The organism is Duganella sp. CY15W (assembly GCF_009857555.1).
Classification (GTDB): domain Bacteria; phylum Pseudomonadota; class Gammaproteobacteria; order Burkholderiales; family Burkholderiaceae_D; genus Rugamonas; species Rugamonas sacchari.
On record NZ_WWCQ01000001.1, the window covers coordinates 301809 to 321673 of the forward strand.

18 protein-coding genes are annotated in these 19865 nt (G+C 61.8%); 14 read left to right on the top strand and 4 right to left on the bottom strand.

The window, feature by feature from the left end:
• Positions 1-714, bottom strand: coding sequence for a response regulator (locus tag GTP58_RS01430; protein ID WP_161075990.1), 714 nt, complete (start codon positions 712-714; stop codon positions 1-3).
• Between the two features lie 193 nt (positions 715-907).
• On the opposite strand from GTP58_RS01430, the gene GTP58_RS01435 reads away from it, so the two are divergent.
• The 6 genes from GTP58_RS01435 (at position 908) to GTP58_RS01460 (ending at position 7671) form a co-directional block, all read left to right on the top strand.
• Positions 908-1972 carry a porin gene (locus tag GTP58_RS01435; protein WP_072780962.1) on the top strand — a complete coding sequence of 355 codons (1065 nt, stop codon included), beginning with the start codon at positions 908-910 and terminating at the stop codon, positions 1970-1972.
• Positions 1972-2940: a tripartite tricarboxylate transporter substrate binding protein gene (locus GTP58_RS01440; RefSeq protein WP_202413451.1), complete on the top strand. Its 969-nt coding sequence runs from the start codon at positions 1972-1974 to the stop codon at positions 2938-2940. The genes GTP58_RS01435 and GTP58_RS01440 overlap by 1 nt, the downstream gene beginning before the upstream one ends.
• A 23-nt stretch (positions 2941-2963) precedes the next feature.
• The gene (locus GTP58_RS01445) at positions 2964-4049 is read left to right on the top strand and encodes an ABC transporter substrate-binding protein (RefSeq protein ID WP_161075991.1); all 1086 of its coding nucleotides are present in this window, start codon (positions 2964-2966) and stop codon (positions 4047-4049) included.
• 12 nt (positions 4050-4061) lie between these two features.
• Positions 4062-5831 carry an iron ABC transporter permease gene (locus tag GTP58_RS01450; RefSeq protein WP_161075992.1) on the top strand — a complete coding sequence of 590 codons (1770 nt, stop codon included), beginning with the start codon at positions 4062-4064 and terminating at the stop codon, positions 5829-5831.
• Between the two features lie 25 nt (positions 5832-5856).
• Entirely contained in the window at positions 5857-6936 is a 1080-nt protein-coding gene (locus tag GTP58_RS01455) for an ABC transporter ATP-binding protein (RefSeq protein WP_161075993.1), read from the top strand.
• Between the two features lie 111 nt (positions 6937-7047).
• Positions 7048-7671 (top strand): 4'-phosphopantetheinyl transferase superfamily protein, encoded by a 624-nt coding sequence (locus GTP58_RS01460; RefSeq protein ID WP_161075994.1) that lies wholly within the window; start codon positions 7048-7050, stop codon positions 7669-7671.
• Positions 7672-7721: 50 nt separating this feature from the next.
• Here GTP58_RS01460 and GTP58_RS01465 read toward each other — a convergent pair whose 3' ends face one another.
• Both GTP58_RS01465 and GTP58_RS01470 read right to left on the bottom strand, forming a co-directional pair.
• Positions 7722-8276: an outer membrane beta-barrel protein gene (locus GTP58_RS01465; RefSeq protein ID WP_161075995.1), complete on the bottom strand. Its 555-nt coding sequence runs from the start codon at positions 8274-8276 to the stop codon at positions 7722-7724.
• Positions 8277-8402: 126 nt separating this feature from the next.
• Positions 8403-9032, bottom strand: coding sequence for an energy transducer TonB (locus tag GTP58_RS01470; protein WP_161075996.1), 630 nt, complete (start codon positions 9030-9032; stop codon positions 8403-8405).
• Positions 9033-9175: 143 nt separating this feature from the next.
• On the opposite strand from GTP58_RS01470, the gene GTP58_RS01475 reads away from it, so the two are divergent.
• The 8 genes from GTP58_RS01475 (at position 9176) to GTP58_RS01510 (ending at position 18333) form a co-directional block, all read left to right on the top strand.
• On the top strand, positions 9176-9814 hold the full coding sequence (locus GTP58_RS01475) for a response regulator transcription factor (protein ID WP_161075997.1): 639 nt from the start codon (positions 9176-9178) through the stop codon (positions 9812-9814).
• Positions 9814-11094, top strand: coding sequence for a sensor histidine kinase (locus tag GTP58_RS01480; protein ID WP_161075998.1), 1281 nt, complete (start codon positions 9814-9816; stop codon positions 11092-11094). Before GTP58_RS01475 ends, GTP58_RS01480 begins: the two co-directional genes overlap by 1 nt.
• An 85-nt stretch (positions 11095-11179) precedes the next feature.
• A complete protein-coding gene (locus GTP58_RS01485) occupies positions 11180-13342 on the top strand; it encodes a TonB-dependent receptor (RefSeq protein WP_161075999.1) in 2163 nt (720 codons plus the stop codon).
• A 12-nt stretch (positions 13343-13354) separates the two neighbouring features.
• Positions 13355-13627: a hypothetical protein gene (locus tag GTP58_RS01490; RefSeq protein WP_161076000.1), complete on the top strand. Its 273-nt coding sequence runs from the start codon at positions 13355-13357 to the stop codon at positions 13625-13627.
• On the top strand, positions 13617-13886 hold the full coding sequence (locus tag GTP58_RS01495; RefSeq protein ID WP_161076001.1) for a hypothetical protein: 270 nt from the start codon (positions 13617-13619) through the stop codon (positions 13884-13886). The genes GTP58_RS01490 and GTP58_RS01495 overlap by 11 nt, the downstream gene beginning before the upstream one ends.
• Entirely contained in the window at positions 13883-15445 is a 1563-nt protein-coding gene (locus GTP58_RS01500) for a PepSY domain-containing protein (RefSeq protein ID WP_161076002.1), read from the top strand. Before GTP58_RS01495 ends, GTP58_RS01500 begins: the two co-directional genes overlap by 4 nt.
• Before the next feature lie 68 nt (positions 15446-15513).
• Positions 15514-17421 (top strand): MFS transporter, encoded by a 1908-nt coding sequence (locus tag GTP58_RS01505; RefSeq protein WP_072780946.1) that lies wholly within the window; start codon positions 15514-15516, stop codon positions 17419-17421.
• Between the two features lie 162 nt (positions 17422-17583).
• Positions 17584-18333 (top strand): hypothetical protein, encoded by a 750-nt coding sequence (locus GTP58_RS01510; protein WP_202413452.1) that lies wholly within the window; start codon positions 17584-17586, stop codon positions 18331-18333.
• Here the strand turns inward: GTP58_RS01510 and GTP58_RS01515 are convergent, their stop codons facing one another.
• The gene (locus tag GTP58_RS01515) at positions 18334-19863 is read right to left on the bottom strand and encodes an ATP-binding protein (protein WP_161076003.1); all 1530 of its coding nucleotides are present in this window, start codon (positions 19861-19863) and stop codon (positions 18334-18336) included.
• Between the last annotated feature and the right edge of the window lie 2 nt (positions 19864-19865).

Here is a 19865-nt window from a genome sequence, read left to right on the forward strand (position 1 = left end):
CTAGCCGGCTCCGCCCGGGCCGCCGACTGCTGAACGCGGCTGCAGCAGATAGCCGATGCCGCGCAGCGTGGTAATGACGGCGGCATCGGGACCTTCCATGTCCAGCTTCTTGCGCACGCGGTGGATGTATAAATCGATGGCGTCGAGATTGGCGTCGTCGCCCAGCGAGAACACTTCATCGAACAGCTTGTCCTTGGCGACGGCGCGGCCGGTGCGGGTAATCAGTGTCTCCAGCACGGCATGTTCACGCGGCGTCAGCGCCAGTGCGTTGCCGGCATAGCTGAACATGCGGGTCACGGTGTCGAAACTCAGCGCGCCGCAATTGTGCACCAGCGTCTCGTTGCCGACGCTACGGCGCAGCAGCGCCTTGACGCGCGCCTCCAGTTCTGCGAGTTCGAACGGCTTGGCCAGATAGTCGTCGGCACCCAGATTCAGGCCCTGCACACGGTCTTCCAGGCCGCCGCGCGCGGTCAGGATCAGCACCGGCGTCTTGCCGCGCGGGCCGCCACGCGCGCGCAGGCGCTTGAGCACATCCAGGCCGTCCATGCGCGGCAAGGTCAGGTCGAGGATGACCAGCGAATAGTCCTGCGTGTGCAGCAGCGCGTCGGCATCGGCGCCGTTGTCGGCGCATTCCACCGTCAGATGGGCGTCGCGCAGGGCTTTGGCCAGCCAATGCTGTAATTCGGTGTGGTCTTCAACTAACAGTATGCGCATGGGGTCTTGCCAGTTCGGTCAAATAAGTGCAGGGTAAGGCCAGCATCATGGGCTGCTGGCGGATAAAAAGGAAGTCCCCGCCGGGTTTGTGGTGAGCAGGAGACACTGAAAGGCAATTGAAAGATTGACGCTCCTATAGTGGACGCCTGATTGCAAAAATCAGAACACATAAAACTATATCTGGAGACAATTCATGAAGAAATCCCCGTTGACCCTCGCGGTCCTGGCGATGCTTGCTGCCGCCGGCAGCGCCCACGCACAGTCCAATGTCCAAGTCTACGGCCTGCTGGATGTGGGTGTGGAGAGCGCCAACAACCAGACACCTACCGGTGGCAATATGACCCGCGTGATCTCGGGTGGCATGAACACGTCGCGCTGGGGCCTGCGCGGCAGCGAAGACCTGGGCGGCGGCCTGAAAGCCGTGTTCAATCTGGAAGGCGGCATCCTGATGGATACCGGTGCGCAGGACGGCGCGCTGTTCAAGCGCCAGGCCAACGTTGGCCTGGAGGGCGCGTTTGGCCGCGTGGTGATAGGCCGTTCGTTCACCACCGTGTATGACACCGTGATCGCTTTCGACCCGATGGGCTTTGCGCCGTTCTATTCCTGGGCGACTTCCGGCCCCGCTACCGGCCCAAGCAAATACGGCTTCACCACCCAGTACGACAACATCATCAAATACGCGGGCAGCTTTGGCGACTGGAAGATCGGCGCCAACTACGCGGCCGGCGAGCAGACTACCGGTGCGCAGGATAGCGCCAAGGTGGGCTTCAGCACCGTCTACAAACTCGGCGGCGCGAACCTGATGGCGACCTGGGAGCGCAACAACGGCAACACGGTGCCAGCCACCGGCAACCGCGACAAGAACACGGTGTGGCACATCGGCGCCAATTACGAAACCGGCCCGGTCAAGGTGTGGGCCGTGCTGCGCGATTACAAACTGGTGGCGGGCAAGGCACTCACCGACGATGTCGACGCCACCACTACCTGGGCCGGTGTCGCCTACAAGACCAACGAAGTGACCACGCTGACTGGCGCCATCTACCACGTCAACGTCAAGAACGTCGCTGCCGGCAAGGACGCCGATCCGACCATGTATGTGGCGCGCTACCGCTACGCGCTGTCCAAGCGCACCGACCTGCACGTGACGGCCGCTTATGCCAAAGCGAAGAACGGCCAGCTCACCGGCCTGTCGCGTGATGACGCAGGCTATGGCACCAGCCAGCGCGGCCTGACGGTCGGCATGCAGCACCGCTTCTGATGAAAAACCTGCTGGCACTCATCTGCGCACTGCTGTTTGGTGTGGCGGCCCAGGCGGCAGGGCTGGAGTGCATCGTGCCGTCCAAACCGGGCGGCGCGATGGACCTGACCTGCAAGCTGGCGCAAAAGGGCTTGTACGGCCTGCGCGACACGCCCAAGCCGCCGCCATCCGATATGCATATCACCTATCTGCCGGGCGGGATCGGTGCGGTGGCGTGGCACTCGCTGGTGTCGCGCCGCCGTACCGAGCCGAATACGCTGGTGGCGTTTTCCGGCGGCTCGCTGCTGAATCTCGCACAGGGCAAGTTCGGCAAGGTGAATGCGTCGGATGTGCGCTGGGTGGCGGCATTGGGTGCGGACTACGGCATGATCGCGGTGCGCGCCGATTCACCCTACAAGACGCTGCATGACCTGATCGGCGCGCTCAAGGCCAATCCGCAGAAGGTGCTGATTGGCGTCTCCGGCACCATCGGCAGCCAGGACTGGCTGAAGATGGCGCTGGTGTCCAGGAGCGCCGGCATCGATCCGAAAGCGCTGCGTTTCGTGGCGCTGGAGGGCGGCGGCGAAGCCTTCACCGCGATGCATGCGAACTACGTGCAGGTGGTGTCGGGCGATGCCAGCGAAGCGTCGCTGTATGCGGCCAGCGGCAATACCCGGGTGCTGGCGGTGCTGTCCGAGCAGCGCCTACCGGGCGTGCTGGCCAATGTGCCGACTGCGCGTGAGCAGGGTGTGGATGTGGTGTGGCCGATTATCCGTGGCGTGTGGATGAGTCCTCACGCGCCGGATGCCGACTATCGCCAGTGGGTGGCGGCGTTTGACCGTGTGCTGGCCAATCCGCAGTTTGCGCAGATGCGCGCAGCTTCGGGCTTGTATCCCTTTGGGCTGACCGGCGATGCGCTGGCGGTCTATGTCAAGAAAGCCGTGGACGACTACGGTAAGCGTGCAGCCGAATTAGGCCTGATGCGCTGAAACAAAAACCTATGGAGATTACGATGATGTTGAAAACAACTGTGGCCGCTGCATGCGCATTTTTTGCCGGTTCGGCGCTGGCGCAAGTCCCGGCGGGCTATCCGGCCGACTATCAGAAGATCATCGACGCCGCCAAGAAAGAGGGCAAACTGGTGATCTACGGCGCCACCGACAGCAAGGCCACGCAGCCGCTGATCAAGGATTTCAGCGCGCTTTATCCGGGCATTACGGTCGAATACAACGACATGAATTCCACCGAAGTGTATAACCGCTTCATCTCCGAAGTGGCGGCGGGCGGCAATACCGCCGATGCCATGTGGTCGTCGGCCATGGACCTGCAAATGCGCCTGGCGTCGGACGGCTACGCGCTGCAGTACAAATCGGTGGAAGCGGCCAAGATTCCCGGCTGGGCGGTGTGGGACGACAAGGCTTACGGCACCACCTTCGAGCCAGCCGCCATCGTCTACAACAAGCGCCTGGTGGATGCCAAGGAAGTGCCGCAAACGCACGCCGACTTCACCAAGCTGATACAGCAGCCCAAATTCAAGGACAAGGTCACCACCTACGATATCGAAAAATCCGGCGTGGGCTTCATGTTCATGACGCAGGACGCGCGTGAAAATCCCAAGTTCCTCGACATGGAAAATGCGTTTGGCGTGTCCAAGGTGCGCGTGCAGTCGTCCACCGGCACCATGATGGAGCGGATTTCGTCCGGCGAGAACCTGATCGGCTACAACGTACTGGGCTCCTATGCGCTGGTGCGCGCCAAGACCGATCCGTCGATCGGCGTGGTGCTGCCGAAGGATTACACGCTGGTGATGTCGCGCGTGTTCTTCATCAACAAATCGGCCAAGAACGTCAACGCCGCCAAGCTGTGGCTGGACTACATGCTGTCGCACCGTGGCCAGACCATCATCGCCAACGACTCCAAACTGTTCGCGATCCGCGCCGATGTGACTGGCGAGACCACCTCCGCCGAGCTGATTAAACAGATCGGCAAGGACAATATCAAGCCGGTACCGGTGCATCCTATCCTGCTGCAATTCCTGGGGCCAGCCAAGCGCATGGCCTTCCTGAAGCAGTGGAAAGAAACCGCTGGCAAGAAGTAAGGACTCAACATCATGCAAATTCTCGCTCACTCCGGCCGGCCAGGCTTGAACTGGCCGCGCGGTGTGGTGGTGACGCTGGCTGCCAGCGTCATTTTCCTGCCGCTGTTCCTGATTTTCTATCAAAGCTTTTTGAACGCGCCGTTCTTCATGCCGGCCAAGGAGCTGGGCCTGGATGCCTACCGCTTCATCTTTGAAGACCCCGATTTTGCGGTCGCCTTCAAGAACGCCTTCTGGCTGGCTTCCGGTCTGGCCATCATCGCCGTGCCGCTGGGGGGCATGCTGGCCTTCCTCATGATCCGCACCGATTTGCCGGGCAAGGGCTTCGTCGCACCGCTGCTGCTGGTGCCGATCTTCGTCTCGCCGATGGTGATGGGCTTTGGCTACGTGGTGGCCATGGGACCGGTGGGCTTCTACTCGCTGTGGGCCAAGGACATCCTTGGCTTCATCCCGTGGAATATCTACTCCTTCACCAGCATCGTGGTGATTGCTGGCCTGACGCACGTGCCGCACGTTTATCTGTACGCTTCGTCGGCGCTGAAAAGCCTGGGGTCCGATGTGGAAGAGGCGGCGCGCGTGACCGGTGCTTCGCCGTTGCAGGTGATGTTCAATGTGTCGCTGCCGATGATTACGCCGGCACTGGCTTACGCTGGCGTGCTGGTGTTCTTCCTGGGCTTTGAAGTGTTTGGCCTGGTGCTGGTGCTGGGTGATCCGGAAGGCCACATGGTGCTGGCCACCTATCTGTACAAGCTGACCAACAAGCTGGGCACGCCGTCGTATCACCTGATGGCGGCTGTCGCGGTGTGCCTGGTGATGGTGACCATGCCGTTGGTGATGGTGCAGCGCTGGCTGCTCAAGTCGTCCAATAAATTCGTATCGATCAAAGGCAAGGGCGCACGTTCCAAGGCCATGCCGCTGGGCCGCTGGAAATGGCTGGCCTTCGCGCTGATCTTCGGCTGGCTGATGTTCACCATCATCATGCCGATGTCCGGCATCGTGCTGCGCTCCTTCGTGCAGTACTGGGGCGAGGGCGTGAAGCTGGCGGATGTACTGACCTTGCAGCACTTCCGCGAAATCCTGGAGCAGCCGGCGCTGATGCGCGGCATCTTCAACACGGTGCTGATCGGCGTGATCGGCGGCGCTGCTGCGGTGATCTGCTACTGCGCGATTGCGCTGGCCATGCACCGCAAGCCGGACATGATTACCCGCTTCCTCGACTACAGCGTGCTGGTACCGCGTGCCGTGCCTGGCCTGCTGGCCGGCCTGTCCTTCCTGTGGGTGTTCCTGTTTGTTCCGAGCTGGCTGGATGGCATGTTGAAGGGCATGGACAACGGCGTGGCGCTGTGGCTCAGCGAGCAGGCGATACCGGTACTGCGTTCGCTGCGTTCTACCATCTTTGCCTTGTGGCTGGCATATTCGGTGGTGTGGCTGGCTTACGGCATGCGGCTGATTTCGACCGCGCTGCTGCAAGTGGGGCCGGAGCTGGAAGAAGCGGCACGCGCTGTCGGCGCCACGCGCGGCAAGGTCACGCGTGACGTCACTGTCCCGCTGATCAAGTACGGCCTGCTGGGCGCCTGGCTGATGGTGTTCCTGATTTTTGAACGCGAATATTCGACCGGCGTGTACCTGCTGTCGCCGGGCACCGAGGTGATCGGCGCAATGCTGGTGTCGCTGTGGGCGACCGGTTCCACTGACCTGGTTGCAGCGCTGTCATTCATCAATATCTCGCTGGTGGCGATCGGCCTGGGTGTCGCGCTGCGCTTTGGCGTCAAACTCCACAACTGAGTGAATCAACATGAAACGAGACATCATGACTAACGAACTGACCGTCAACGAGCTGCACCTGGACTACGGCACCGGCGCGCATGCCAATCCGATTCTGAAGGGCGTGTCCATGCACCTGCAAAAGGGCGAAGTGGTGGCGCTGCTTGGTCCTTCGGGCAGCGGCAAGACCACGCTGCTGCGCGCCGTGGCGGGCCTGGAAAGTCCGAAGGCGGGCACCATCGCCATCGGCGAGCGCAATGTATTCGATGGCGCCAGGGGTTTTGAAATGCCGGCCGAGAACCGCAACCTGGGCCTGGTGTTCCAGTCCTATGCATTGTGGCCGCACAAGACCGTATTCGACAACGTGGCCTATGGCCTCAAGCTGCGCAAGCTGGGCGCCAGCGAAATCAAGGACAAGGTCAGCGACGTACTGAAAAACCTGGGCCTGGGCCATCTGGGCGAACGCTTCCCACACCAGCTGTCCGGTGGTCAGCAGCAGCGCGTGGCGATTGCGCGCGCGCTGGTCTACAACCCGCCGGTGATACTGCTGGACGAGCCGCTGTCCAACCTGGACGCCAAGCTGCGTGAAGAAGCGCGCGCCTTCCTGCGCGAACTGATTGTGCGTATGGGGCTGTCCGCGTTGATGGTCACGCACGACCAGGCGGAGGCAATGGCGATTTCAGACCGGATCCTGCTGCTCAATAACGGCAAGATCGAACAGCAAGGCACGCCGCAAAGCATGTACGAAACGCCCGACACCTTGTTCACGGCGGAATTCATGGGCAGTAACAACCGCTTGCCGGCGCGTGTGATTCAGCGCGAAGGCAAGCAGGTGCAGCTGGAAATCAACGGCGCCCGCCTGCAAGCCAGTGCGCGCGGCGCTGGTGCGGGCAGCGGCGACGGCACGACCATCATTCGCGTGGAAGAGGTAAAGGTCAGCGCCACGCCGGTGGATAACGCCATCGAGCTGCCGCTGTTGACCTGCATGTATCTGGGCGACCGCTTCGAGTGCCTGTTCAAGGGCGAAGGGGGCGTGGAGCTCAGTCTGCGGGCATATTCCAAGTACCGCCTGGAGCCCGGGCGTTACTGGCTACAGCTGCCGGCCGATAAGCTCTGGGTGTTCTGAAACCGCCGCAATTTGTTGTTAGCGCTGGTCGCTGGTTTATAATTCGCTGGTTTTTATACCCTGGCAGACGACCATGCAGCAATTGATTTGCACGTTAGGCGGTAGCGCCTCATGACAGTATTTGCTTCGCTTTGGATGGTGGATGCCGATGCTGTCACGGAAGCGGACCTGCAACGCTATCGCGGCTGGTTGACGCCGGGCGAGATGGCGCGGCACCAGCGCTTTGTCCGCGCGCAGCGTCAGCGCCAGTTCATTGTCGGCCGCATTCTGGCGCGGGCGGCGCTGGCCCGTGTCCTCAACGTGGCGCCGCAAGATGTGCGTCTGGAAGAGCAGGTGGGCAAGGCGCCCAAGCTGGTCGCACCGGTGGTCAAAGGCGCTGCGCCCGGTTTCAGCATCGCTCACAGCGGGCGTTGGGCCGCTTGCGCGGTCAGTGCGCAGACCGCGCTGGGACTGGATATCGAGATGCGCGATGTCACGCGCGACTTGGCGGCATTGGCGGCGCAGGCTTTCGATGTCGACGAGATGGCGCAGTGGGCGCGTATCCAGGCGCTGTCCGGCGATGAGCGCGTGGATGGGTTTTACCGTTTGTGGAGCGAGAAGGAAGCGCGCTTCAAACTGAACGACATCAGTGGCGGCCATTGCGTGACGCTGCCCCACCCGGAGCTGTCGGTGGCGCTATGCAGTGCCCAGCCTTTGACGCGGCCACCGCAAATCGAGATGGTGACGCTGCCCTGAGGGCGAAAAAAAACCGGCTTAACGCCGGTTTTTTTATGCTTGTATAAAGCTTAGAATGCGTAGCGCACGCCAACCGACAGGAAGTCAGCCTTGATATTGCTGCTGCCGTCTTTGGCAACTTTGCCGAAGTTTTCGTATTCAGCAACGAAGCTGATATTCTTGTTCAGAGCGTACGAAGCGCCTACGCCGATGAATGGCGAGGTGCGGTTGTCCGAGCCGTTGGCCGAGCCGAATTTGCTCGAAACGTCCATCTTGACGTGGTTACGTGCTACGCCGACTTTGGCGAACAGGGCGAACTGGTCGTCCAGTGGCAGGGTGCCGGTAGCTGCTACGTACAGGCTCTGTGGTTTCGACGAAATGCGTGCGCCGTTGATGGTTTTTTCTGCTTCACGCAGGTCGGCAAAGCCAACTTCCGCGCCGAAGTTTTTGGTGTAGTTGTAGCCGCCGTACACTTTGTATGCGGTGGTGCTTTCTTTTACCGAGTAGCTAGCGATGTCAGCCTTTTGCTCTGCACGGCCGATGTTGCCACCAACGTATGCGCCTTCAGCGTGAGCTGCCAGTGGAGCTGCCAGAGCAGCGATCAGTGCGATAACGATTTTGTTCATTTGTTTTCCCTAAAGTGTGACAAAAGCGAAACGGCGCATCCTGCTTCATGCGGGTGCTCCGTTTCGCGCGGGCAACATTATAGAGGAGAGTAGCAAATCCTGCAAGTGAACTTCGTGTAGTGCTAGTTAATCCAGGCTCCAGACGTACTGCATCCGGATCCAGGACTGCTGGGCGACGCCGTCCACCGTGCCCGGTTTGAAGTGGCACAAGCTCAGGCCGGCCTGGGCGGCGCGGTCCAGGTCGCGGAAACCGCTGGACTTTTCGATGCGCGAATCCGCCACCTTGCCGTCCGTGCCAATCAGGAAGGCCAGCATTACGGTGCCGGTGTCGCCGTTGCGCAGCGCGTTCTTGGGATAGTCCGGCTTGCTGCACGCCTGGGCGTCCACTACGGCTGGCGTCACCGCAGGCGCCAGTCTGGCTGGCGTCACGCCGCCACCGCCGCCATCCACGATACGAGGGGGCGGCAGCGATGCATCCGGCGCGGTCTCCGTGCGGCGCGCAATGGTGGGTGGCGACTCGGTGGGAATCGCCACCACGGGCACCGGCATGAAGACGTCAGGCTCCTTCATGCGCGGCTCCTGCACCTGCAGGTCGCGCGGCTTGGGTGCGGGCGGCTCCAGATTCGGCACCAGATCGATCGTCTGGGGAGCCGGTTTGAACACGGTCAGTTTGGACCCATGCAGGAAAGCGGCCAACAACACCACATGCAGCGCTACGACGGTCGTCATACCGGTGAGGTTCTTTCTTTGGTTCATGGATGCTCCTTTGTGGTGTGAAATATTGCTATGTGTTGGAAGTATATTATTCCACTGAATGGCAGATTCAAAGCGTTTTTTGCGTGTCGTGAGTGTGATATGCTTCTACCATCTGGAAAACCCGAGTTCTTAGAGGTAGCAAAATGAAGAAAATACGTGTGATGCTGGCAGACGATCACCCGATCGTGATGACGGGATTCGCCATGTCCCTTGAAGGGCAGGGGCTGGAAGTGGTGGCGCAGGCGCGTACGCCGGAAGAGGCGCTGTCCCAGTTCGGGCAGCTAAAGCCCGACGTCATCGTGTTGGATATGCGCTTTGGCGAGCAGCTCACCGGGCTGGATGTGGCCAGGCAGATCCTGGCGCAGACGCCGGAGGCGGCCATCGTCTTCCTCAGCCAGTTCGACCAGGATGCGCTCATCAAGGAAACCTACCGCCTGGGCGCGCGCGCCTTCATGACCAAGGACTGCGATCCGGCCGACCTGGCTGCGGCAGTGCGGCGCGCGCAGGCGGGGCAGCTGTACTTCCTGCCGCATATCGCTGAACGCCTGGCGAATCTGTCGGTGCGTGGCGACGCCTCGCCGCAGTCGCAACTCGATGAGCGCGCGCTGGAAATCTTCACGCTGATGGCGGAGGGCCTGACCAACGCGGAGATTGCCGAGAAGCTGGATGTCTCCACCAAGACCATCAGCAATATCAGCCAGGCCGTGAAGGAGAAGCTGGGCGTGCACCGTCCGGCATATATCACCAGGCTGGCGGTCAAGCATGGCCTGATCGAGCCCTGATGCGCTGGCACGTATGGCGCCACTGGAGTGTGCGTACGCGCCTGCTGGCGATGACGGCCATTCCGTTGGCATACCTGTTCTGCACCTTTGTCTGGTATGCCTATCAATCGCGCCTGTCGGAAGTGCGCGAGGAGATGGCGGAGCGTGGGCCGCTGGTGGCCAAGGTGCTGGCGGACAGCAGCGAATTCAGTCTGGCCTCGCGCCGCTATGATGATCTCAGGCTGACCATCAACGGTTTGCTGCGCGCAGATCCCAGCATTGACCGCATCGAAGTCGTGGATGCACAGCGGCGGGAGCTGGTGCATGCGGCCGCGCGCGCCTCGGGCGGCGGGCAGGAATTGCGCTACTTTGAAGCGCCGGTCCTGAAGCGGCTGATGTGGGTGGCGATGCTGGGACCGGACGGCAAGCCGTATCAGAAGGATCGGCCATTTGGCGCCTCCGGGACAACGGTGGAGACCATGGGCTATGTGCGCGTGACGATGTCGCCGTCGGCGCTGTTGCTGAAGCAGACGCACAGATTTTATGTGGAGCTGCTGGTCGGTAGTCTGGGGCTGTTGGCATGCGTGCTGCTGGCGTGGCAACTGGCCAAGGGGCTGGATGCGTCGCTGCATGCGAGCATGCAGGCCTTGCGTGAAGCCGATGCGGAGAAGCGGCGCCTGATCCGCAAGGTCAACTCGGCGGTGGAGGATGAGCGCAAGAGCATCGCGCTGGAGATACATGATGAGCTGAATGCGACGCTGATCGCGGCGCGGCTGGAGGCGCAGCGCATTGCCGACGCCAGCGCGGACGGGGAGGTGCGCGAGCGCGCCCAGTCCATCATCAAGTTGACGCTGGGTTTATACAACAGCGGCCGCTCGCTGGTGCGTCGTTTGCGGCCGGAAGTGCTGGACATGCTGGGTCTTGATGGGGCAGTGGAGGAGATGGTGCGGCACTATGACAGTGCGCGCAGCGGTTGCCGTTTCGCCATGGCGGTCCATGGGAACTTCTCGCGTATGGAAGGTGGAATTGCTATCTCCGCGTACCGTATCGTTCAGGAGGCGTTGTCCAACGTCGTCAAACATGCACGCGCCAGCCAGGCCTCAGTCACGCTGGCGCTGGCCAATGGTGAGCTGCGCATGGAAATCGCCGATAACGGCAAAGGATTTGATGCGACTCAGGTTTGTACCGGCATCGGCCTGGTTGGCATGCGTGAGCGCGTGTATGCGTGCAATGGCCGCATCACCATCGATACCGCGCTGGCGGCGGGCACGCATATCCAAATTGTAATGCCAATTCATTAAAATTCCATTTTGAATGTAAACGATTCTCATTTAATATCCTTGTTTGGTAATAATTCTCATTCAATAAAAACAGGGGAAGTAGAGAATGCGCGTCAAAGTGATGGTGATGGCGTTGGCCGGGATAACGGCCAGCTGGCAGGCGACTGCGGATGAGGTGGCGACGGCAGATCCGGCGGCGCCGGTGGAACAGGTGGTGATCACCGGCGATAAGCTGAAGCGTACGGAAATCGACAGCAGCGCCAGTGTGGGCGCGCGCAATCGGCGTCAGATCGCGGAATCGGGCATGACGGCGCTGAGCGAGGTGGTATCGCAGATGGCCAACGTGGGCACGGCTGAAAACCTGTCCATCCGCGGCGTGCAGGCTTATGGTCCGACGGGTGGCGCCAGCAAGACCATCACCATGGTGGTGGACGGCGTGCCGCAGGATGGCTTTGGCCAGGATATCGCCAGCCTGAGCGTGTGGGATGCCGACCGCGTGGAAGTGCTGCGCGGACCGCAATCGACCAACCAGGGCCGCAATTCGCTGGCCGGCGCGGTGGTGCTGAAAACCCGCGATCCTTCCGATGCGCGCGACTTTGCTTACCGCGTCAGCGCCGGCAACCAGAACGCCTGGCGCGTGGCGATGGCCGGCGGCGGGGCGATTGTCGACCAGGTGCTGGCTGGCCGCCTGTCGCTGGAGCAGCGCAAGCGCGATGGCGATATCTACAACCCAACCCGCGACGACAAGCGCGCCAACAAGGATGATGGCCACACGCTGCGCGGCAAGCTGCGCATCACGCCGTGGGGCGATGCCTACCAGGCGCTGGTGACGCTGGTCGATGATAAGCAGCTGCTGGGCTACAGCACAGTGGAGGCGGTGGCGGTGCCTGCAGCGGCGCGCCAGAATCTGGCCAACGAGCTGAGTGGCGTCAGCAACCACACGCGTTCCGCCGCGCTGGAGCAGACCTTCCGCGCCGGTGGCGCCGACGTGACGCTGCTGACCACCTATTCGCACAACCGCTATCAGCGGGTGCAGGACTACGATGGCACGGAACTCCGGCAGGGCTACCGTCACGGCGAGAACATCGACCGTCAATGGGTGCAGGAGGCGCGCGCCAACTTTGATACCGCGCTGTTTGGTCATCAGCTGAAAGGCGTGGCAGGACTGTATTACTCGCAGCAGTACTACAACGGCGACGACAGCTTCATCGTGCCGGTGTCCTACGTATTGAGCCTGGTCGGCCAGTGTCCGTCGCCTGCCGCGTGCGATGCCTTGTTTGGCAAGGACTTCATCAGCCGCCGCCAGTTGCAGGACAACGTCAGCAAGACGCGCGCCGCGTACGGCGAGTTCGACTACGTGATCGACAAGCTGACGCTGACTGCGGGCATGCGCTATGAGAGTGAACGCCAGGACCGCGTGGTAGGTTCGGAAACCGACGGCACATCGCCGATGGCGCGCCAGGTCTACACCCAGCTGATCGCCGCCGGCGCCTTTGCGCCAGACGGCTTGCAGCCCATGGGCACCAGCAACTCGGTGTGGCTGCCGAAGTTCGGCATTCGCTATGCACTGGCGCCAGAGTGGGTGGCAGGTCTGACCGCGCAGCGCGGCTACCGCAACGGCGGCGTCGATTACAGCTACCAGCGCGGCTCGCATCCATTTGGTCCCGAGTTCACCAAGAACTATGAAGCTTCGCTGAAAGGTGTGCTGGACAACGGCTTGATGGTGTCGCTGAACGCCTACCGCGTCGACTGGAACGACCAGCAGGTGGACATTGGCCGCAATTCGATCGATACCTATTTCGTGAATGCCGGCCGTTCGCGCCTGCAAGGGCTGGAGGCGGAGGCGCGTGGCCATGTCACGCGTGAGCTGGAACTGTTTGGCGCTCTGGGCGTCGCCCACACCAGGTTCCTGGAATTTGTCACGCCAACGGCGGATTACAGCGGTCATGAGTTTTCGCGTTCGCCGCGCCAGACGCAGTCGGTGGGCTTCAGCTGGACGCCGGGCAGCTGGATGCTGAACATGAACCTGCAGCATTCGGCCAGCACCTACACCGCGCCGGAGAACCTCGACCGCAACGACGGCCATACCACGTTGGGCGGCAAGGCCACCTACGCGCTGAGCAAGGGCCTGACCCTGTTCGCTTATGGCAGCAACCTGACCAACCGCACCTACATCACGGCCAACCGGCTGGAGACGGTGACTGGCCGCTATGCAGTGACCCTGGGGCCGGCGCGTCAATTCGGCTTTGGCCTGCAAGGCAGCATCTGACGGAGGTTTGAAATGAACTGGATCTGCATAGGCGTGGCGGCGCTTGCCGCGCTGTGCCTTTACCTGGCGTCGCCGCACCAGTCCCTGTGGCCGGCGGCGTTGCGTCGCCAGGCCTTCCTGCGCTGGCTTGCGGTACCGCTGCTGGCGGGTTCCGTGGCCAGCGCGGTGGATGCGTATGGCGCCTGGTGCGGCGTGTGCATCGGACTGGCCGGCTTTATGAGCACGCTGGTGGCGCTGCCGTATCTGGACGCGTGGCGTCGCAAGGGAGGCCGCCATGCTGGGTAAATCAACTGCCGCCGCGTTCCTCGGCTTGCCGCTGGCGGTGCTGATGGTGGGCTTTGCCGCGTTGCTGAGCCACGACCAGGTCAACACCACGCTGCCCTGGCTGCTGCTGTTCTTCCTGGTGTGGATCGCGACGATGACGGCGGCTTTCCTGTTCAAGACCGGCCTGCGTGCCTGGCTGTGGATGGGCGGCGTGACCATTGCCGGCTACGCCGCGCTGCATTTTCTCAAGGCCAGTGGCCTGATAAGGATCGCCGCATGAAGTCCTCGACGTTGCGCACCTTTATTTCGGTGCATACCTGGGTGGGTCTGGTGGCTGGCTTTTGCCTGTTCATCGCGTTTTATGCCGGTGCGGTGACGCTGTTCCATGAAGAACTGCACGCATGGGAAACGCCATTGCCTGCGGTGGCGGCGCCATGGCAGGAGCCGCAGCCGCTGATCGACGCCGTACTGCAAGCGCATCCCAAGGCGAAAGAAGATTTTTACCTGCGCATGCCATCCGAATACGAGCCGCGCCTGGTGCTGGAGTTCGATGATCGGCACTTCCGTCTGGACGCCAACGGCAAGCTGGAGGAGTTCAAGGAACGCTCGCAACTGGTGGACTTCGTCTACCGCCTGCACTACACGGCCGGGCTGCCGCGCAGCTGGGGTATTTATGTGCTGGGCGTGATCTGCATTCTGTACGGTCTGGCGCTGGCGACCGGCGTGGTGATCTACGCGCCCACCTTCTTCAAGGACTTGTTCGCGCTGCGGGTAGGGAAGAACATCAAGCGCATGTGGCAGGACGCGCATAACGCCATTGGCGTCCTGTCGCTGCCGTTTCACCTGATGTATGCGTGGAGTGGCGCGGTGCTGGCGCTGGGCGTGATTTTGCTGGCGCCATTCCAGTATCTAATTTTTGACGGCAAGCTGCTGCAACTGGTGGGGCCGGATATCAGCGTGGTAGCGCCGGCCAAGGCGGCGGGCGTGGCAGCGCCGTTGCTGCCTGCTTCGCGGCTGCTGGCCGAAGTGCAGCGCCAGGCGCCGGGCATCGAGCTAGAGACGCTGGTCTACCACAATGCCGGTGACGCCAATGGACAGCTGCAGGCCTATGGACATCTGCATCAGAAGACCGTGGCCAGCATGGCTGCGGTGGCGCTGAACACCAGCACTGGCAAGATCGAGCGGGTGGTGATGCCGGAGAACTTCAGTGCCGGCACACGCTTCCTGCGCAGTTTGCAAAGCCTGCACTTTGGCAGTTTCGGCGATGCGGCGGTGCAGTGGACGTACTTCATCCTGGGCATGGGCGGCGCCTTCCTGTTCTACAGCGGCAACCTGCTGTGGATCGAGGCGCGCCGCAAACGCCAGAAGCTGGTGCAGCCGCGCAGCGGCAAGCTGATGGCGCAGGCCACGCTGGGTGTGTGCCTGGGCTGTGTGGCGGGTGTATCGGCGGTGTTTGTGGCGAACAAGCTGGGGCCGGCCGGACAGCTGCCGTTGTGGGAAGAGCGCAGCTATTACGCGGTGTTCTTTGGCTGCGTGCTGTGGGCCTTTGCCCGTCCGCCGGCGCGTGCAGCGCATGAGCTGCTGACATTGTGTGCGCTGCTGGCGCTGGCTGTACCAGCAGCGCACTGGTGGAGCACCGGTGTCAATCCTTTGCTGGCACTGCTGCAAGGGGATGGCGTCGTGGTGGGCGTGGCGCTGGTATCACTGCTGTTTGCAGCGCTGTACTGGAAGATGGCGCGCGCTGTACTGCATCGCGGCCAGCACGGTGATCCGCACAGTGTCTGGTCGCTGCGTGTGGCACCGCCAGTACAAGCCCCAGTACAGCAGCGGGCTGCTTGAGCAGACGCATGCCGGCTGTGTGCGGCATGCGGTTATAATCCGCTCAATCTTACCGAAATGGAACGGATATGAGCCAGCCCAATCAGTTTTCCCTGCTGAAGCAACGCCGCTTCGCGCCTTTTTTCTGGACCCAGTTTTTAGGCGCGTTCAACGACAATCTGTTCAAGACCGCACTGGTGGTCATCATCACTTTCGATGCGCTGAGCTGGACCACGCTGGCGCCATCGACCATCACCAATCTGATTCCCGGGCTGTTCATCCTGCCCTACGTGCTGTTCTCCGCCACGGCAGGGCAGCTGGCCGACAAGTTTGAAAAATCGCGCTTGACGCGCTTCGTCAAATGGCTGGAAGTCGGCATCATGTGCCTGGCCGGCATCGGCTGGGTCACGCATCATCTGTGGCTGCTGATTGCTGCGGTGGTGGGCATGGGTGTGCACTCGACGCTGTTTGGTCCCGTCAAATATGCTTACCTGCCGCAGCAGCTCAAGCCGGAAGAGCTCATCGGCGGCAACGGCGTGACCGAGATGGGGACTTTTGTCGGCATCCTGATGGGCGAGGTGCTGGGCGCGGTGCTGGTGGTGCAGCAGCCGCATGGCCTGATGCTGGAAGCGGCTGCCACGATTCTGGTCGCCGGCTTGGGCGTGGCTGCGGCGTACCGCATTCCCAATTCGCCCGCACCGGCCCCGGATCTCAAGATCAGCTGGAACTTCATCGGTGAATCCATCCGCAACATCAACTTCTCGCGCAAGAACCGCTCGGTGTTCCTGTCCATGCTGGGCAACTCGTGGTTCTGGTTCTACGGCGCGCTGGTGCTGGCGCAGTTCCCCGTGTATGCCAAGGATTATCTGCATGGCGACCATGGCGCTTTCGTGCTGCTGCTGACGATCTTCTCGCTGGGCGTGGGCAGCGGTTCGCTGCTGTGCGAGCGCCTGTCCGGCCACAAGGTGGAGATTGGCCTGGTGCCGTTTGGCTCGATCGGCCTGACGGTGTTTGGCGTGGATTTGTATTTCGCCAGCCTGGCCTTCCATGAAAGCGCGATGGCGCTGGCGGCGGGGCCGCATCTGGATGCGCTGGCCCTGCTGGCGCATCATGGCATGTGGCGCATCCTGTTTGACGTGCTGATGATCGGCATGTTCGGTGGCTTCTTCATCGTGCCGCTGTTTGCGCTGATCCAGCTGCGCTGCGATCCGGCCCACATCTCGCGCACCATCGCCGGCATGAATATCCTGAACGCGCTGTTCATGGTGGCGGCGGCCGGCCTGGCGATTGTGTTGCTGGGGCAGGGCCTGTCGATCCCGCAGCTGTTCCTGGTCACGGCCGTACTGAATGCTGTTGTGGCGCTCTACATCTTCTCGCTGGTGCCGGAATTCCTGATGCGCTTCCTGGCCTGGCTGCTGATTCATACCATCCACCGCGTGCACACGGTGGATGCGCAGCGTATTCCTGCGGAAGGCGCGGCGGTACTGGTGTGTAACCACGTGAGTTATGTCGATGCCATCGTGATTGGCGCTGCGTCGCCGCGGCCTATCCGCTTTGTGATGGACCACCGCATCTTCAAGCTGCCGCTGCTGGGCTGGATCTTCCGCACGGCGCGCGCGATTCCGATTGCACCAGCCAAGGAAGACCCGTGGCTGATGGAGAAGGCCTACATCGATATCGCCCAGGCACTGCACGAAGGCGACCTGGTTTGCATCTTCCCAGAAGGGCAGCTCACGCGCACCGGCGACATCAACGAATTCAAGGGCGGCATCGCCAAGATCGTCGAGCGCACCAAGGTGCCGGTGATTCCAATGGCGCTGCGCGGCCTGTGGGGCCATATGCTGAGCCGTAACAAGGAAAACGTCTTCGAACGCGCTTTCCGCAGCGGCCTGCGTTCGCGTCTGTCGCTTGCCGTCGGCGTGCCGGTGGCGCCGCAGGATGTCACGCCAGAGGACCTGAAACAGCGCGTCGCAGCGCTGCGCGGTGACTGGAAATAACGCTGGAAATAATGTCGCTTTTACCAAATCTGCCATGTCATAGACGTTAAAAATTGTAACTTACCACCGGTTACAAATTACTTTTTTGTCTTTACAAGTTTTCCGTAGACTTCGCTTCGGCGCTTCACGAGAGCGTCGCGAAAATCACCAGGGGAAAACAATATGCAGAAATACACCAGCATCTCCGCGCTGGCATTGGCGCTCGCGCTGACCGCTTGCGGCGGGTCCGACAACACCTCCACCAAGCAGCCGGTTGGCTCGCCGGCTCCAGCGCCGGCGCCGACGCCAACTGCGTCCACCATCACCATCGATTTCAACAAGGGCATTGATGGCTGGACCGCTGGCGTGGCCGACTACCACGATGGTACTGAACCGACTGAAACCGGCGCTGGCTGGTCCAAGCTGCCGGTGCCATTCACGGGCATGGGCTACTACATGCGATCGCATAACAACAGCGATGACGTGTTCACCTACGCCAAGCGCCAGTTCAGCGGCTTTGTGCCGAATGCGAAGTACAACCTGACCATTGAAATGAGCTATGTGACCAGCGCGTCCAATGGCTGCATGGGTGTTGGCGGTGCGCGGGGCGAGGCCGTCTTCATGGTGGGCGCGGCGATTGATTTCGAGCCCAAGCTGGTCAAGGGCAGCGACGGCCGCTATGTGCTGAACTTCGATCACGGCGACCAGGGCAACTCGGGCAAACAGGGCAAGGTGCTGGGCCGCCAGGGTATCGATGGACTGGAGTGCGATGGCACCGCTTACGGCAAGGCCACCCGCAAGTCGGACGAGGTGATCCCGGTGCAGGCCGACATGGACGGCAAGTTCTGGATCGTGCTGGGCACTGACTCGGCATTCGAAGGCACCAACGATCTGTACCTGACTGGCGCGGTCGTCAACGTCAAGCCGCAGTAACTAGCGCGCCGCCTGGACCTGGTCGCGGTTGTGCCGCGCGCCAGCCAGGCGGACGATTTGCTCCAGTTCGACGGGCTTGACCAGATGATGGTCGAAGCCCGCTTCCATGGTGCGCCGGCGAGCATCGCCCTGGCCCCAGCCGGTCAGGGCCAGTAGCAGAATGCGTTCGGCGCCCGGCATCTGGCGGATGGCGCGCGCGGTTTCATAGCCGTCCATGCCAGGCATGCCGAGGTCCATGATGATCATATCGGGCGCCTGTTTTTCAACGGCGGTGATGGCGGCGGCGCCGTCATACACGGCATACGCGTCAAAGCCGTCGATCTCCAGCAGGGCTGTCAATGAATCGGCGGCGTCCTGGTTGTCGTCCACCACCAGCACCTGCATTTTATGGCCGTCCGTGCCTGCTTCCTGCGCTAGCGGAACGGGCTGGCGCGTATCGCCGCGATCCAGCACCGGTAAGCGAATCACGAACTCGCTGCCTTTCCCCGGGCCTTCACTGTAGGCTTCTACGGTCCCGCCATGCATTTCAGCGAACTCGCGCGAAAGACTCAGACCGATGCCCAGGCCACTGGAGAACTGGCCATTGACGGTTTTGCTTTGCTCGAACATGCGGAAGATGCGCGGGATGGTTTCCGCATCGAGACCAATGCCGTCATCGCGTATGCTGACCAGCAGGCCACCTTCATCCTCACCGGCACGTACCACCACATGGCCGCCTTGCGGCGTGAACTTGACCGCGTTGGACAGGATGTTGGCGTAGATCTGCACCACGCGCGCGTAGTCGATATTCAGCATTAATTCGTCCGGCGGCAGTTGCCAGGCAATGTGGATGCGCTTGGCGTCCGCCGCTTGCAGGCACAATTCGCTCACGTGGTTCATCACGGATGCCAATGGCACCAGCTGCTTTTGCAGCTTGATTTTTCCGCTGGTGATACGCGCCACGTCGAGCAGGTCGTCCACCAGGCGCGTGAGCAGGCGTACCTGGCGTTCGACCATGTCGCGGATGCGCGCTACCGGTGCGGCGTTTGGATACAGGTGCGTCAGCAGCGAGACCGAGGTTCGGATAGGCGCCAAGGGATTGCGCAGCTCATGTCCCAGGCTGGCGAGGAATTCGTCCTTGCGCCGTGCCGCTTCACGCGCCTGGTATTGTTTGTTGCGGGCGCGTAGCGTGGCGTGCAGCGCGGTGATCAATGTCAGGGTGCGTACCGGACGCTCCATCAGGCTCAGATTGCCCAATCCCGTCACCGCTTGCCGCACGCTGGGCGAGTCAGCGCCGTTATGGGTCAATAAAATAATGGGCAAGTCGGACCAATCGGGCTGGCTTGCAACGCAACTTTGTAACAATTGATAAGCGCCCGGCGCCAGCGCTTCTTCCACCGTGAGTACCGCACCGGCGCCCAGCGCCAGTTCCTGTTCCAGGTCCGCCAACGTCACGCAGACATGGCTGTCGATGGCGGCCATGGCCAGCACCTTGGCGGCCAGCGGTGCATCCTGGCCGGTGGGCGCGTAAATCAGGATGCGCGCTTCCATGG

Coding starts and splice junctions, on each gene's coding strand:
- GTP58_RS01430 (WP_161075990.1), bottom strand. CDS start 714: ATGCGCATACTGTTAGTTGAAGACCACACCGAATTACAGCATTGGCTG.
- GTP58_RS01435 (WP_072780962.1), top strand. CDS start 908: ATGAAGAAATCCCCGTTGACCCTCGCGGTCCTGGCGATGCTTGCTGCC.
- GTP58_RS01440 (WP_202413451.1), top strand. CDS start 1,972: ATGAAAAACCTGCTGGCACTCATCTGCGCACTGCTGTTTGGTGTGGCG.
- GTP58_RS01445 (WP_161075991.1), top strand. CDS start 2,964: ATGATGTTGAAAACAACTGTGGCCGCTGCATGCGCATTTTTTGCCGGT.
- GTP58_RS01450 (WP_161075992.1), top strand. CDS start 4,062: ATGCAAATTCTCGCTCACTCCGGCCGGCCAGGCTTGAACTGGCCGCGC.
- GTP58_RS01455 (WP_161075993.1), top strand. CDS start 5,857: ATGACTAACGAACTGACCGTCAACGAGCTGCACCTGGACTACGGCACC.
- GTP58_RS01460 (WP_161075994.1), top strand. CDS start 7,048: ATGACAGTATTTGCTTCGCTTTGGATGGTGGATGCCGATGCTGTCACG.
- GTP58_RS01465 (WP_161075995.1), bottom strand. CDS start 8,276: ATGAACAAAATCGTTATCGCACTGATCGCTGCTCTGGCAGCTCCACTG.
- GTP58_RS01470 (WP_161075996.1), bottom strand. CDS start 9,032: ATGAACCAAAGAAAGAACCTCACCGGTATGACGACCGTCGTAGCGCTG.
- GTP58_RS01475 (WP_161075997.1), top strand. CDS start 9,176: ATGAAGAAAATACGTGTGATGCTGGCAGACGATCACCCGATCGTGATG.
- GTP58_RS01480 (WP_161075998.1), top strand. CDS start 9,814: ATGCGCTGGCACGTATGGCGCCACTGGAGTGTGCGTACGCGCCTGCTG.
- GTP58_RS01485 (WP_161075999.1), top strand. CDS start 11,180: ATGCGCGTCAAAGTGATGGTGATGGCGTTGGCCGGGATAACGGCCAGC.
- GTP58_RS01490 (WP_161076000.1), top strand. CDS start 13,355: ATGAACTGGATCTGCATAGGCGTGGCGGCGCTTGCCGCGCTGTGCCTT.
- GTP58_RS01495 (WP_161076001.1), top strand. CDS start 13,617: ATGCTGGGTAAATCAACTGCCGCCGCGTTCCTCGGCTTGCCGCTGGCG.
- GTP58_RS01500 (WP_161076002.1), top strand. CDS start 13,883: ATGAAGTCCTCGACGTTGCGCACCTTTATTTCGGTGCATACCTGGGTG.
- GTP58_RS01505 (WP_072780946.1), top strand. CDS start 15,514: ATGAGCCAGCCCAATCAGTTTTCCCTGCTGAAGCAACGCCGCTTCGCG.
- GTP58_RS01510 (WP_202413452.1), top strand. CDS start 17,584: ATGCAGAAATACACCAGCATCTCCGCGCTGGCATTGGCGCTCGCGCTG.
- GTP58_RS01515 (WP_161076003.1), bottom strand. CDS start 19,863: ATGGAAGCGCGCATCCTGATTTACGCGCCCACCGGCCAGGATGCACCG.